Raw genomic sequence first — 13881 nt, 5'->3', positions numbered from 1 at the left:
CTGAAATCCATGTCCGACGCCATCATCCCGCATCCCGCCCCACCGACGCACCCGATTTTCGGCAAGCTGTCGATCGACGCGATCCCGCTGCACGAACCGATCCTTGTCGTCACCTTCATCGTGGTGGCGATCGGCGGCATCGCCATCCTTGCGCTGCTGACCAAATATCGCCTGTGGGGATATTTGTGGAAGGAGTGGTTCACCACCGTCGATCATAAGCGGATCGGGATCATGTACATGATCCTGGGCCTCATCATGTTCCTGCGCGGCTTTGCCGACGCGATCATGATGCGATTGCAGCAGGTGATGGCGTTCGGCGGGTCCGAAGGTTACCTCAACGCGCATCATTATGATCAGGTGTTCACCGCACATGGCGTCATCATGATCTTTTTCGTCGCGATGCCGTTCATCACCGGGCTGATGAATTATATCGTGCCGCTCCAGATCGGCGCGCGCGACGTCAGCTTTCCCTTCCTCAACAATTTCAGCTTCTGGATGACGAGCGCGGGCGCGGCGCTGACGATGATCTCGCTCTTCGTCGGCGAATATGCGCAGACCGGCTGGCTGGCCTATCCGCCCTTGTCGGGGATCGCCTACAGCCCCAATGTCGGGGTCGATTATTATATCTGGGGCCTTCAGATTGCCGGGGTGGGCACGACGCTGTCGGGCATCAACCTGATCGTCACCATCCTGAAGCTGCGCGCGCCGGGTATGGGGCTGATGAAGATGCCGGTCTTTACCTGGACTTCGCTCTGCTCGAACATCCTGATCGTCGCGAGCTTCCCGATCCTGACCGCGACGCTCGCGCTGCTCAGCCTCGATCGCTACGCGGGCACCAATTTCTTCACCAATGATCTCGGCGGATCGCCGATGATGTATGTGAACCTGATCTGGATCTGGGGGCACCCGGAAGTTTACATCCTCATCCTGCCGCTGTTCGGCGTCTTTTCCGAAGTTACCTCGACCTTCTCGGGCAAGCGCCTCTTCGGCTATACGTCGATGGTCTATGCGACCGTGTGCATCACGATCCTGTCCTATATCGTCTGGCTGCACCATTTCTTCACCATGGGGTCGGGGGCAAGCGTCAACAGCTTTTTCGGCATCACGACGATGGTGATTTCGATCCCGACCGGGGCCAAGCTCTTCAACTGGCTCTTCACCATGTATCGCGGCCGCATTCGTTATGAATTGCCGATGATGTGGACGATCGCCTTCATGCTGACCTTTGTCATCGGCGGCATGACCGGGGTGCTGCTAGCGGTGCCGCCCGCCGACTTCGTGCTGCACAATTCGCTGTTCCTGATCGCGCATTTCCACAATGTCATCATCGGCGGCGTATTGTTCGGCCTGTTCGCGGCGATCAATTATTGGTGGCCCAAGGCGTTCGGTTTCAAGCTCGACGTTTTCTGGGGCAAGATCAGCTTCTGGTGCTGGGTCGTCGGTTTCTGGGTCGCCTTTGCCCCGCTCTATGTCCTCGGCCTGATGGGCGTGACGCGGCGGATGCGCGTGTTCGACGACCCCAGCCTGCAAATCTGGTTCGCGATCGCGGGGGTCGGCGCGCTCATCATCGCCGCGGGCATCGGCGCGATGCTGGTCCAGTTCGCGGTAAGCATCTGGCGCCGCAAGGAGCTGCGCGAGGAAAGCGGCGATCCGTGGGACGGCCGCACGCTCGAATGGGCGACCAGCTCGCCGCCGCCCGACTATAATTTCGCCTTTACGCCCGTGATCCACGACCTTGACGCCTGGTACGACATGAAGAAGCGCGGGCACCAGCGGCCGATCGGCGGTTATCGCGACATCCATATGCCAAGCAATACGGGGGCGGGGATCATCCTGTCGGGCATTTGCCTCGTCCTGGGATTCGCGCTCGTCTGGCATATCTGGTGGCTGGTGGCGGCGAGCTTCGTCGCGGTGATCGCGGGGGCGATCGTGCATACGTTCAACTATCAGCGCGATTTCGACATTCCGGCGGCGACGGTCGCGGCGGTCGAGGACGCGCGCACCCGCCAGCTGGCGGCCGGAGCCTGATGCGATGAGTGCCAACAGCTTGACCGCCGACGAACCCGTCAGCTTCTACCAGCTTGACGAACAGGCGCATCCCGAGGGGCACAGCACGATGCTGGGCTTCTGGATCTATCTGATGAGCGACTGCCTCATCTTTGCGATCCTCTTTGCCTGCTATGCGGTGCTCGGCGGCAGCTATGCCGCGGGGCCGGCGCCGAAGGATCTGTTCGACCTGAAACTGATCGCGCTCAACACCGCGATGCTGCTCTTCTCGTCGATCACCTATGGCTTTGCGGTGCTCCAGATGCAGCAGGGCAAGGTGAAGGGCGTGCAGCTCTGGCTGGCCGTCACCGGCCTGTTCGGGCTCGCCTTCCTCGGAATCGAGCTTTACGAGTTCCACCATCTGATCGAGATCGGGGCGACGCCGCAGCGCAGCGCCTTTCTCTCGGCCTTTTTCACCCTTGTCGGCACGCACGGCCTGCACGTCACCTTTGGCATCATCTGGCTGGCGACCTTGATGGTCCAGCTGTCGAAGCACGGGCTGATCGCCGCGAACAAGCGCCGGGTGATGTGCCTTTCGATGTTCTGGCACTTCCTCGACGTCGTGTGGATCGGTGTCTTTACCTTTGTCTATCTGATGGGAGTGCTGCGATGAGCGCCGATCCCCACGCCGAGGCGCACGGTCATCACGAGATCGAGATGCCGCACGCCACAATGCGCGACTATGTCATCGGTTTCGTGCTGTCGGTGATCCTGACCGCCATCCCCTTCTGGCTGGTGATGACGATGCCGTTGAGCGCGGGCACGACCGGCGCGATCATCATGGGCTTTGCCGTCGCGCAGATCGTCGTCCACATGATCTTTTTCCTGCACATGACGCCAAAGGCCGAGGGCGGATGGTCGCTGACCTCGCTTGTCTTTACCGTCATCGTCGTCGTGATCATGCTCGCGGGGTCGCTGTGGGTGATGCACCACCTCAACACCAACATGATGCCGATGCCGCACGAGGCGACGAGTCAGGTTGAAGGCCAGGCGCCGTGACGCGCGCCCGCCGCGCGGGCTTTGCCGCGGCGGCGCTGATCGCGGCGATGCTTTTCGCGGGCCTCGGCATGTGGCAGGTCGAACGCCGCGCGTGGAAGCATGAACTGATCGCCGCAGTCGATGCGCGGATCGCCGCCGCGCCGGTGGCGGCGCCCGGCCCCGATGCCTGGCCGCGCATCAACGCAAGCGACGACGCCTATCGCCGCGTCACCGCGACGGGCGTATTCCGCCACGACCGCGAGACGCTGGTTCAGGCGGTGACCGAGCGCGGCGCGGGCTTCTGGGTGCTGACGCCGCTTGAAACGCCGCGCTTCACGCTGCTCGTCAATCGCGGTTTCGTGCCATCGAGTCGCCGCGAGGCAGCGACGCGGGCGGCGGGCAATGTCGCGGGGCCGGTGACGGTGTCGGGCCTTTTGCGCGTGAGCGAGCCCGGCGGCGCCTTCCTGCGCGACAACGACCCGGCCGCGAACCGCTGGTTCTCGCGCGATGTTGCAGCGATTGCGAAGGCGCGCGGACTGGGCAGGACCGCCCCCTATTTCGTCGATGCCGACGCGGCGCCGAACGCTGGCGGTTATCCGGTCGGCGGACTGACCGTCGTGCGTTTTCGCGATCATCATCTGATCTATGCGCTGACCTGGTTCGCACTATGCGCGCTCAGCCTCTTTTTTGCCTGGCGACTGTGGCATAGTCGCGATTGATGACCGCGCTTTCGACCCTGCCGCCGACGTCCAGCACGGCGCCCGCCGGCCGCCGCAACATGGCGTTGCTGATTCAGCTGCGCTGGCTCGCGGTGGGCGGACAGCTCGCCACGATCGGTATCGTCAGCGGGCCGATGGGGATTTCGCTGGAGCGCGGTCCCCTGCTCGGCGCGATCCTTGTGCTCATCGCGATCAACCTCGCGAGCACCGCCTTGCTTCGTCGCGGCCGCGCGGTGACCAATGCCGAACTGACCGCCGCGCTTTTGTTCGATGTTGCCGCGCTTGGATGGCAGCTGCATCACAGCGGCGGGCTCGCCAACCCCTTCGCGTCGCTTTTTCTTCTGCAAGTGGTGATCGGTGCGATCCTGCTCACGCCGCGTTCGTCATGGGCGATCGTCGCCGCGGCCCTGGTCGCGCTCGCGGCGCTTCGCGTCGATCCGACGCCGCTGGTGCTGCCGCCCGCCTATGCCGCCGACCCGATGGGGCTTTACCTTCAGGGCAGCTTTGTCTGTTTCCTGCTGATCGCGGTGCTGCTCGTCGCGTTTGTCACGCGGATCAGCCGCAATTTGCGCGACAGCGACGCGGCGCTCGCCGCGAGCCGCCAGCGCGCGGCGGAGGAGGATCATATCGTGCGCATGGGGCTGCTCGCATCGGGCGCGGCGCACGAGCTCGGCACGCCGCTGTCGACGCTGTCAGTCCTGATCGGCGACTGGAAGGCGGCGGCGCGGCTGAAGGACGACCGTGAATTGCAGGAGGATCTTTCCGACATGGATGCCGCGGTGCAGCGGTGCAAGGCGATCGTCAGCGGCATATTGATGTCGGCGGGCGAGGCGCGCGGCGAGGCGCCGCAGCTTACCACGATGCGCGCGGCGTTCGGCGAGATTGTCGCCCATGCGCGCGCCGCGCGCCGCCCCGGCACGCTGGAGTTCCACGACCGTTTCGGCCCCGATGTCGCCATCGTGTCGGACCCCGCGCTGCGGCAGGTGATCGGCAACGTGCTCGACAACGCCGCTGAAGTGTCGCCCGCCTGGACCAGCTTCACCGCGTCGCGCGACGGCGAGATGCTGGTGATCGAAATCGCCGACCGCGGCCCTGGCTTCAGCGACGAGATGATCGAGGGCTTCGGCCAGCCCTATCGATCGACCAAGGGGCGCCCCGGCGGCGGGCTGGGGTTGTTCCTGCTCGTCAATGTGCTGCGCAAGCTCGGCGGCGGGGCGACGGTGGCCAACCGCGACGAGGGCGGGGCACTTGTGCGAATCTGGCTGCCGGTGGCGGCGCTGGCACGGCCGGGTGGAGAAACGGTATGACCGACAGGCGGCAACTGCTGATCGTCGAGGATGACGAGACGTTCGCGCGGACGCTGAAACGATCCTTCGAGCGGCGCGGCTATGACGTGTTCGTTGCCGACAGCCCCGAAGCGATGGATGCGGTATTGACGACCGCGCGGCCGGGCTATGCGGTGGTCGACCTCAAGCTTGGCAGCGCGTCGGGGCTGGCGTGCGTGCAGGCGCTGCGCGCCGCCGATCCGGCGATGCGGATCGTCGTGCTGACGGGCTTTGCCAGCATCGCGACCGCGGTCGAGGCGATCAAGCTCGGCGCCTCCTATTATCTCGCCAAGCCGTCGAACACCGACGACATCGAGGCGGCATTCGAACGCGCCGAGGGCAACCCCGACGCCGCGCTCGACGCGCGCCCGTCGTCGATCAAGACCGTCGAGTGGGAGCATATCCACCAGACGCTTGTCGAAACCGGCTTCAACATCTCCGAAACCGCGCGGCGGCTTGGGATGCATCGGCGAACCCTGGCGCGGAAATTGGAGAAGCGGCAGGTTCGATGAGCGTCGCGTCAGCCGCCCGCGCCCGCTACGCGGCGGAGGTGGCCGTCGAGGCCGGTCAGCGCAAGCGCGCCGAGCAGGCCGGCGTCATCGCGAAGACCGGGGCGCACGATGACCGTTTCGGGGTCGCCGCTGAAATAGCCGTTCGATGCCGCCATCGCTTCGGCGCGGACGCGTTCGATCAGTCCGGGCGTCGCCATGACGCCGCCGCCGAAGATGATGCGTGCGGGCTCGAGGATTGCCTGGAAGGTGGCGACGGCCTGCGCAAGATACCAGGCGATGACGCCGTGCGCGGCATGGCCGGCGGGGAGTTCGGACAGTGAGGCGCCCCACCGCGCCTTGATCGACGGACCCGCCGCGAGGCCTTCGAGGCAGTCGCCGTGAAAGGGGCAGTTGCCCGCGAACGCCCGGTCGTCGGGGTGGCGCGGTATACGGATATGCCCCATCTCGGGGTGGCCGACGCCGTGGATGAGCCGTCCGTCGATGACCGCACCGCCGCCGATCCCGGTGCCCACCGTCAGGTAAAGCGCCGACCTCGTTTCCGCGCCCGCACCCCACATCGCTTCGGCGAGCGCGGCGCCGTTGACGTCGGTATCGATCGCGACCGGGCAGGCAAGCGCGCGCCCGAACGGCCCGGCGATGTCCGCGCCACTCCAGTGCGGCTTGGCCGTCTGCCGGATATGCCCCCACGACGGCGATGCGGGATCGAGGTCGAGCGGGCCGAAGCTGGCGATGCCCACCGCCGAATAATCGTCGCCCTGCGCCCGCAGCCAGTCGATCGCCGCGGCGATGGTTTCGCCGGGGCGCGTCGTGTCTATCCGCGTGCGCGCGAGGATCTGGCGCGTCGCGTCGCCGACGCCGACGACGAACTTGGTGCCGCCGGCCTCGATCAGCGCGATCCTGTCCGCCATGCCCGCTATTTCTTTTCGACGAGCTCGCGCGACAGGAAGGCGTGGAGCATCGCCGCGCGCACTGCGTCTTCGGCATGGTCGGCGCCGACCGAATGGCCGCCTTCCAGATATTCGTGATAATAGACGCGGTTGCCGTTCTCCATGAGCCGCGCGGCGAATTTGCGCGCATGGCCGGGGTGAACGCGGTCATCCTTGGTCGAAAGATAGAGGAAGATCGGCGGATAGACGACGCCCTTGCGGATATTGTGATAGGGTGAATATCTCGACAGGAACGCCCAGTCGCCGGGCTCGTCGGGGTCGCCATATTCGGCGACCCAGGAGGCGCCGGCGAGCATCTTGTCGTATCGCCACATATCCTTGATCGGCGAGCCGGAGATCACCGCGCCATAAAGGTCCGGCCGCTGGGTCATCGCGGCGCCGACAAGCACGCCGCCGTTCGAACGGCCCGAAATCGCGATCCGGCCCTTGGCGCTGATCCCCGCCTTGACCAGATCCTCGGCGACCGCGTGCAGGTCGTCGAAACTGTTCTGGCGCCTGTCGCGGAGCGCCGCCTGGTGCCAGGCGGGTCCATATTCGCCGCCGCCGCGGATGTTCGCGAGGACATAGGCGTTGCCGCCCTCGACCCAGAAGAGGCCCAGCGGCCCGGCGCGATAGGGCTGGCCGGTCAGATAGCCCGGCGTCTGCGCGGCGCGGAAACCGCCATAGGCGTGGATGAGGGCCGGCACCGGGCCGCTCGCGCCCTTCTTGCGGACAAGGAAATAGGGGATTTTCGTCCCGTCTTTCGAGGTTGCGAACCGCTTTTCCGCGGTCATGTCGCCAGCGTCGAAGGTTGCGGGCAGACTCTGCACCGCCTTTGGCGACTGACCCTCGGCAACGGCATAGAGCGTCGGCGGGGTCAGCATCGTCTCGGCCGTGGCAAGCAGCGTATCGCGCCTGCCGATCGTTCCTGCAATCCCGACCGTGGCGTTGGCGGCGAGCGGCACCTCCTTGCGGCGCCACGCGCCCGTCGCGGCGTCGCGGCGCAGCGCGAACAGCTTGCCTTCGACATCGTCCAGCGCCTTGACCCACAATATATTGTCGGTCGCCGACACCTCCTCGATCGCCTGTGCCTTCGTCGGCGTCATCGCCGGGACGATCGCCACCTTGCGATCGGCCGACATGTCGGCAAGCGACAGCGAGACGAGCGAGCCGGCAGGGTTGTCGCCCCAGTCGCGGTTCAGAAAAACGATCAGCTGGCCGTCGATCACGTCGCGCACACTGGCGGTTTCGGGGACGATTGTGGGGATGTAGCGCGACCGGTCGCTGTTCGGCAGCAAGAGGTCGGCGGTGTAGAAGGTCTTGCCGCGGCTGATCATCGGCCAGCGCGTGTCGCCGTCGGTCAGCGCGAACAGATTCATGCCGACGTCGTCGGGCGCGCCTTCGGCGACCGTCGTCGCGGACGACAGCGGCGTCCCGCGTTTCCAGCGCTTGACGATGCGCGGATAGCCCGACGCGGTCATGCTGCCCTCGCCATAGTCGGTCGCGACGAGCAACGTGTCGGCATTTTCCCACGTCACGCTGCTTTTCGCCAGCGGCACCGTGAAGCCGCCGTCGACGAAGCGCCGCGTCGTGCGATCCCATTCGCGAATGATGTCGGCGTCGGTGCCGCCGGGGCTCAGCGAGACGAGGCAGCGTGTGTAATCGGGCGCAAGGCAGTCGGCACCGTGCCAGACCCAGCTCTGCCCCTCTGCCTTGCCGAGCGCGTCGACGTCGATCAGCGTGCTCCATTCGGGCTTGCCCGCCAGCCAGGCGTCGAGCGGGCTTTGGCGCCACAGGCCGCGCGGATTGGCGGCGTCGCGCCAGAAATTGGTGATCGTATCGCCCATCACCTCGCCGGGCATCGCGATCTGGCGATCGTCGTCGAGGATTTCGCGCGCACGCTTGCGGTCGGCCTCGAAGCCGGGGCGGCTCCTGAGCAGCGCGTCGGCGTTCGCATTCTCCTTTTTGACCCAGTCGAGGGCCTTTGGTCCCTCGATGTCTTCGAGCCAGAGATAAGGGTCGTCCTGGGGCGAAGCGGCGATGGCGGCAATGGAACAGCTGAGCGCAAGCGCGGCAAGGCTGACGCGGATCATTCGGAACTCTCCCCTGGGGTGTGGTGGTGCTGTGCTAGCAGCATTATACACCCGAAAGGAAGGGTGCGATCAACGCCTCGCTTCCATCCGCTCGATGCGAACGGGAATGCTGATCCGGCAATCTACTGGTCTATGGTGATCGTCGCCGGATGATGCCGGTCGAGATGCTTCTTGATGATCTTCAGGTTGCGCGTGTTCGAGCGGAAAAAAAGGTCGAACGCATCGCCGACCAGCGGCACCGCGCCAAGCGCGGTGTCGACGCCCAGATTGCCGATCATCCGCCAGATTTTCCATTTCGGCATTCCAAGGTTCCGCGCCTCCCAGATCAGGTAAGCACCCATCGTCGCGGCGATGACGTCGCCGACGACGGGGACCAGCCCGACGATCGCGTCAAGGCCGACGGGGCGACCCAGGCCCGGAATGACAAAGCTGCGTTCGAGCAGGATTTCGAGCATTTCGACGCGCTTGCGCAGCGCGGCCGGGTCGGTGCGGTTCGCGATCAGCGCATCGAAGATCGCGTCGGGGTTCGGCGGCGAAGGGGCCATCGGTGTCCTCTCAAAAGTGCTCCAGGACGAACGCCACTGTATTAGTTGGGTATGGCAATCAAATGATTCAACGGATGTTGCGCGCGGCCGTTGGCTCGCAGTCCCGTCAGACGCTGCGACGCGACCGACCATCGCAGCGGGGTCGCGAGCGGAATGAAGGGCGCGTAACGCGCGAGCACCGCCTCCGCCTCGCCGATCTGCCGCGTTCGCTGACCGGCATCGATATTGGCCGATGCCTGTTCGATCAGATCCTGCGCCTCGCGGTTGCAGAGCGTGTCGCGGCGGCACGACAGGCGGCGCAGCGCCCAGATCGGATCGTCGCTCGGCGCGACCTCGTCGATCAGCCGCAGATCGGCGCTCGACGCCATTTTGACGCGGCGGCTGGGCACGCCGATCGCCGCCAGATCGGCAGCGACATAGGCATAGAGGATGCGGCCGCCGGGCGAGTCGGGAACGGCGATGCGCAGCGGTTGGATTTCGCGTCCGGCGGCGCGCCAGGCGTCGACGACGCGGCGCGCCTGAGCAAGCCGCGACGTCGCGTCATAATCGGCCCACGCGGGCTGCAAGGGGGCAGGGCCACCGTCGCGTGTATAGAGCGCGGGGCGGAGCGTCACCTGCGGCTGCCATTCGGTCAGCCCGAACGCTTCGATCAGTCGTTCGCGTCGGATCGCGCGCACCAGCGCGTCACGATTGGTGTCGGTCGCCAGAAAGCCTTCGGCGCGGACAAAGACCAGCCCGAACAGGCCGGGCACGGGATCGACGACCAGCCGCGACCGGCCGATGTTCGACGCGACGAAATAGGGCAGGGTGGAAAAGCGCCCGCCGATCACGCCGTCGGCATAGCCGTTCTTGAACCGCGCGAGCGCGCCCTGCGGCGTGGTGCCGACAAGTTCGATCGATGCGGCGGGGTCGTTCGCCGCGGCTTCGGCGGCTTCGGGATCTTCGGCGAGCGGGTCGGGGACGGGGGAGAGCAGCAGCGCCTGGCCAAGCTTGCGTGCGCGCATCGGTCCCCAGCCCATGCCTCGGTTGACGATCGCCATCGACGGCTGCGCGAGCAGTTCGAGCAACGCGGGTTGCGGCACCTTCAGGCGGATTTCGATGACGGTGTCGGTCATCGCCTTGATCGTCTCGACTTCCGGAAAATCATCCTTCAGCACATGGCGACTGGCGGGGGCGAGGTACGAGCGCAGGATGGCGGCGACGGTCTCGGCGGTGACCTTGCTGCCATTGGTCCATTTCGCCTCGGCGATACGAAAAATATAGCTGCGCCCATCGGCGGTGACGGTCCAGCGGTCGGCCAGCCCGGTGTCGATCTGCCCTTCGCCGTCATAGCTGACCAGCCCTTGCGAGGTCGCGTCGAGCAGCGCCGCATTGGCGGTCGAAAGCTCGCCCCGCGCCGGGTTCGCCATCGGGTTGAGTTCGCCCATCGCGGCGACGCGAACCGGCCCGCGCTCGCCGAACAGGTCGCAACCGGACAGCGTCAGCATCAGGCCGGCCGCGATAGCGATCGCGCGGCATGTGGTGCGGCCCATTGCTGTCATTCCGGCACATCCCTCAAATCGTGTAAGCCAATCATAACCATGTGCTGCCAAAGCTGACCAGAGGTATCGCGAACTATGGACCGGGAAGTGAAGGGCAGGGGAAGCGAAAATATGGGCGAACGCGTCGCGCTGCGCATCGAAATCGCGGGGCGAACATTCGGCTATATCCGGCGCGATCTGGCCGTCGTCCCGCATGGCCTCGACGACATATTGGCGCCGATGGCGCGCGACATGCCGCCCGCGGGCCGCGATGGCTGGCTGCTTCGGTCCTTGCCGCGCGATCGGCTGCCCGCGTTGAAGGCCGGTCTGACCGACTGGCTTGTTGTCGAGCGCCAGGCCTATCCGCGCCATTATGTGCCGATGGCGGGGTTGCGTTTCGACGACTGGTGGCAGGGCTTTTCATCCAGAACGCGGCAAACGCTGTCGCGCAAGGCGCGGCGGCTCGGCGCTCATTGCGGGGACGGTGTGACCGTGCGCCGCTATCGCACGGCGGATGAGATTGACGAGTTCATGCGCATTGCCGCGATATTGTCGGCGCAGACCTATCAGGCGCGGCTGATGCAGGCAGGCTTGCCCGCGGGCGAGGCCGACCGGGCGCGCGCTGTTGCGGCCGCGGCCGAGGACAAGGTTCGGGCTTTCCTGCTGTTCGTCGGCGCGCGCGCGATCGCCTATCTTTATCTGCCCGTCGAGCGCGACATCCTCATCTATGCTCATCTGGGCTATGATCCCGCCTTTGCCGCCTTGTCCCCCGGAACCGTGCTGCATGTCGAAGCGATGCGTGCGCTTTTTGCCGAAGGGCGATTTCGTGCCTTTGATTTCACCGAAGGTGACGGCGCGCACAAGGCGCAGTTCGCGCGCGCGTCGGTCGATTGCGCCGACATATTGGTGCTGCGCCCGACGCTGGGCAATCGCGCGGCGCTGGGGCTGATGAACGGCGTCGACCGGCTGGCGGGCGCGGGAAAATCCCTGCTCGACCGGCTGGGTCTGCGCGCGAAGGCAAAGGCGCTGATTCGGCGCTGATCCGGCCCGCATCGGGCGCATATATGGTGCGGACGGCGGGACTTGAACCCGCATGACACTGGGTCGGCAGATTTTAAGTCTGCTGCGTCTACCGATTTCGCCACGTCCGCACGCGCGGTGACGGTCAAGCCGACGGGCGGGGGGAGGTCAAGCAAGTTTCGCGCTTTGCGCCGGGCGCCGCGTCGGCTAGACCGCCTGCCATGACAGCCGTTCTCCAGCTCTCCGGCCTCGGAAAAACCTATAAAAGCGGTCACATAGCGCTCAGCAATGTCGATCTTGAAATCAACAAGGGCGAAATCTTCGCGCTGCTCGGGCCGAATGGCGCGGGCAAGACGACGCTGATCAGCATCGTCTGCGGAATCGTCACCGCGAGCAGCGGAACGGTGACCGTGGGCGGGCACGACCACGCCCGCGATTACCGCGCCGCGCGGTCGATGATCGGGCTGGTGCCGCAGGAATTGCACACCGACGCCTTTGAAACGGTGCTCGCGACGGTCAGTTTTTCGCGCGGGCTGTTCGGCAAGCCCAGGAACCCTGCCTATATCGAACAATTGCTGCGTGACCTGTCGCTGTGGGACAAGCGCGGCAGCAAGATCATGGAATTGTCGGGCGGCATGAAACGCCGCGTGATGATCGCCAAGGCGCTGAGTCACGAACCCGAAATCCTGTTCCTCGATGAACCGACCGCGGGGGTCGATGTCGAACTGCGGCGCGACATGTGGGCGATGGTACACGGACTGCGCGAGCGCGGCGTGACGATCATCCTGACGACGCATTATATCGAGGAGGCCGAGGAAATGGCCGACCGCGTCGGCGTGATCAGCAAGGGGCAGATCATTCTGGTCGAAGAAAAACATGCGCTCATCAAGAAGCTTGGGCGCAAGACGCTGACGCTGAACCTCGCCGAACCGCTCGGCGCGGTGCCGCCCGAACTGGCCGACTGGAAGCTCGAACTTGCGGGCGACGGGCACGAACTTGTCTATGAGTTCGACAGTCAGGCCGAAGCGACCGGCGTGCCCTCGCTGCTCCGCCGGATGAGCGACATCGGCATCGGTTTCAAGGATCTGCACACGAGGCAAAGCTCGCTCGAGGATATTTTCGTCGGGCTGGTGCACGAAGACAAGGGCGCAAGGGGGCTGGTCGCATGATTGCCAACGTCCGCGGCATCCGTGCCATCTATCTGTTCGAAATGGCGCGGTTCGGCCGCACCTTCTGGACCAGCCTGATGCTGCCCGTCATCACGACGGCGCTCTACTTCGTCGTGTTCGGCTCGGCGATCGGCGGCCGCATGGCCGAGGTCGGCGGCGTGCCCTATGGCGCGTTCATCGTGCCGGGGCTGATGATGCTGACGATGTTCACCGAAAGCATCAGCAACGCTTCCTTCGGCATCTATATGCCCAAATGGACGGGGACGATTTACGAAATGCTGTCGGCGCCGCTGTCGCCGCTGGAAACGGTGATCGCCTATGTCGGCGCCGCAGCGACCAAATCGGTGATCATCGGCACGATCATCTTCGCGACCGCGCATCTGTTCGTCGATGTCCAGGTCGCGCATCCGCTGCTTATGGCTCTGTTCATGATCCTGATGGCGGTGACCTTTTGCCTCTTCGGCTTCATCATCGGCGTCTGGGCGCAAAGTTTCGAGCAGTTGCAGGTAATCCCGCTGCTCATTGTCTATCCGCTGACGTTCCTCGGCGGCGCCTTCTATTCGCTCGACATGCTCCCCGCTGCGTGGCGGACGGTGACCTTGTTCAATCCCGTCGTCTATCTGATCAGCGGCTTTCGCTGGACCTTCTTCGGGCAGGGCGACGTCGCGATCGAGGTTAGCATGGGAGCGGTCGCACTCTTCTTCGCGCTGTGCCTGGGCGTCATCTTCTGGATGTTCCGGACAGGCTACCGGCTCAAGAACTGAGGTTTTGACGTGACCCCCTGATTTTCCTCGACGCTTCATCGTCCGTCCTTCCTTCAGGCCAGACTCTAATCGAGCGTCGAGGAAAATCAGGGGGTCACGTCACTAAAGCCGGCTAGACGAATGCTGGCGGTCACGTCACAGGTCATCAGAAATGCCAAGGGAATCCCGGAATATTTCCGGAAGGTCGGGCAGGCATGAAAATGTGAAAATGGAGGAGGGAAAGGACTCTTCGACAAACTCGCTCGGAGTATGCCCCACATCGCG

At 65.0% G+C, this 13881-nt stretch carries 13 protein-coding genes and 1 tRNA gene; 9 read left to right on the top strand and 5 right to left on the bottom strand.

Annotated features, from left to right (window positions below; genetic code table 11):
• Nucleotides 1-9 precede the first annotated feature (9 nt).
• The 6 genes from cyoB to HUW43_RS04965 are packed head-to-tail and all read left to right on the top strand — an operon-like array spanning nucleotide 10 to nucleotide 5580.
• Nucleotides 10-2028 carry a cytochrome o ubiquinol oxidase subunit I gene (gene cyoB, locus HUW43_RS04990; RefSeq protein WP_188236345.1) on the top strand — a complete coding sequence of 673 codons (2019 nt, stop codon included), beginning with the start codon at nucleotides 10-12 and terminating at the stop codon, nucleotides 2026-2028.
• A 4-nt stretch (nucleotides 2029-2032) separates the two neighbouring features.
• On the top strand, nucleotides 2033-2659 hold the full coding sequence (gene cyoC / locus HUW43_RS04985; RefSeq protein ID WP_188236344.1) for a cytochrome o ubiquinol oxidase subunit III: 627 nt from the start codon (nucleotides 2033-2035) through the stop codon (nucleotides 2657-2659).
• On the top strand, nucleotides 2656-3045 hold the full coding sequence (gene cyoD / locus HUW43_RS04980; protein WP_188236343.1) for a cytochrome o ubiquinol oxidase subunit IV: 390 nt from the start codon (nucleotides 2656-2658) through the stop codon (nucleotides 3043-3045). Before cyoC ends, cyoD begins: the two co-directional genes overlap by 4 nt.
• Nucleotides 3042-3743, top strand: a complete 702-nt coding sequence (locus tag HUW43_RS04975; RefSeq protein WP_188236342.1) for an SURF1 family protein — start codon at nucleotides 3042-3044, stop codon at nucleotides 3741-3743. The genes cyoD and HUW43_RS04975 overlap by 4 nt, the downstream gene beginning before the upstream one ends.
• The gene (locus HUW43_RS04970; RefSeq protein WP_188236341.1) at nucleotides 3743-5050 is read left to right on the top strand and encodes an ATP-binding protein; all 1308 of its coding nucleotides are present in this window, start codon (nucleotides 3743-3745) and stop codon (nucleotides 5048-5050) included. Before HUW43_RS04975 ends, HUW43_RS04970 begins: the two co-directional genes overlap by 1 nt.
• Nucleotides 5047-5580, top strand: a complete 534-nt coding sequence (locus HUW43_RS04965; protein ID WP_188236340.1) for a response regulator transcription factor — start codon at nucleotides 5047-5049, stop codon at nucleotides 5578-5580. Before HUW43_RS04970 ends, HUW43_RS04965 begins: the two co-directional genes overlap by 4 nt.
• 8 nt (nucleotides 5581-5588) lie before the next feature.
• Here the strand turns inward: HUW43_RS04965 and HUW43_RS04960 are convergent, their stop codons facing one another.
• The 4 genes from HUW43_RS04960 to HUW43_RS04945 form a co-directional block, all read right to left on the bottom strand.
• Complete coding sequence (locus HUW43_RS04960; RefSeq protein ID WP_188236339.1) at nucleotides 5589-6488, bottom strand: ROK family protein; 900 nt, start codon at nucleotides 6486-6488, stop codon at nucleotides 5589-5591.
• A 5-nt stretch (nucleotides 6489-6493) separates the two neighbouring features.
• On the bottom strand, nucleotides 6494-8599 hold the full coding sequence (locus HUW43_RS04955) for a prolyl oligopeptidase family serine peptidase (protein WP_188236338.1): 2106 nt from the start codon (nucleotides 8597-8599) through the stop codon (nucleotides 6494-6496).
• Nucleotides 8600-8721: 122 nt separating this feature from the next.
• Nucleotides 8722-9144, bottom strand: a complete 423-nt coding sequence (locus HUW43_RS04950; protein WP_188236337.1) for a DUF4112 domain-containing protein — start codon at nucleotides 9142-9144, stop codon at nucleotides 8722-8724.
• Between the two features lie 41 nt (nucleotides 9145-9185).
• Nucleotides 9186-10676, bottom strand: coding sequence for an ABC transporter substrate-binding protein (locus HUW43_RS04945; protein WP_223181296.1), 1491 nt, complete (start codon nucleotides 10674-10676; stop codon nucleotides 9186-9188).
• 84 nt (nucleotides 10677-10760) lie between these two features.
• On the opposite strand from HUW43_RS04945, the gene HUW43_RS04940 reads away from it, so the two are divergent.
• Nucleotides 10761-11705, top strand: coding sequence for a GNAT family N-acetyltransferase (locus HUW43_RS04940; protein ID WP_188236335.1), 945 nt, complete (start codon nucleotides 10761-10763; stop codon nucleotides 11703-11705).
• Between the two features lie 24 nt (nucleotides 11706-11729).
• Here HUW43_RS04940 and HUW43_RS04935 read toward each other — a convergent pair.
• A tRNA-Leu gene (locus HUW43_RS04935) sits at nucleotides 11730-11815 on the bottom strand.
• A gap of 90 nt (nucleotides 11816-11905) precedes the next feature.
• Between HUW43_RS04935 and HUW43_RS04930 the strand changes: the two genes are divergently transcribed.
• Together HUW43_RS04930 and HUW43_RS04925 are read left to right on the top strand one after the other, a co-directional pair.
• Complete coding sequence (locus tag HUW43_RS04930; protein WP_188236334.1) at nucleotides 11906-12853, top strand: ABC transporter ATP-binding protein; 948 nt, start codon at nucleotides 11906-11908, stop codon at nucleotides 12851-12853.
• On the top strand, nucleotides 12850-13617 hold the full coding sequence (locus HUW43_RS04925; protein WP_188236333.1) for an ABC transporter permease: 768 nt from the start codon (nucleotides 12850-12852) through the stop codon (nucleotides 13615-13617). The genes HUW43_RS04930 and HUW43_RS04925 overlap by 4 nt, the downstream gene beginning before the upstream one ends.
• The last annotated feature ends 264 nt before the right edge of the window (nucleotides 13618-13881 follow it).

The sequence above is a fragment of the Sphingopyxis sp. LK2115 genome, assembly GCF_014595975.1.
Lineage (GTDB): Bacteria > Pseudomonadota > Alphaproteobacteria > Sphingomonadales > Sphingomonadaceae > Sphingopyxis.
The sequence above is the reverse complement of the archived record's forward strand: the minus strand, read 5'-3'. Positions and strand labels throughout refer to the sequence as shown.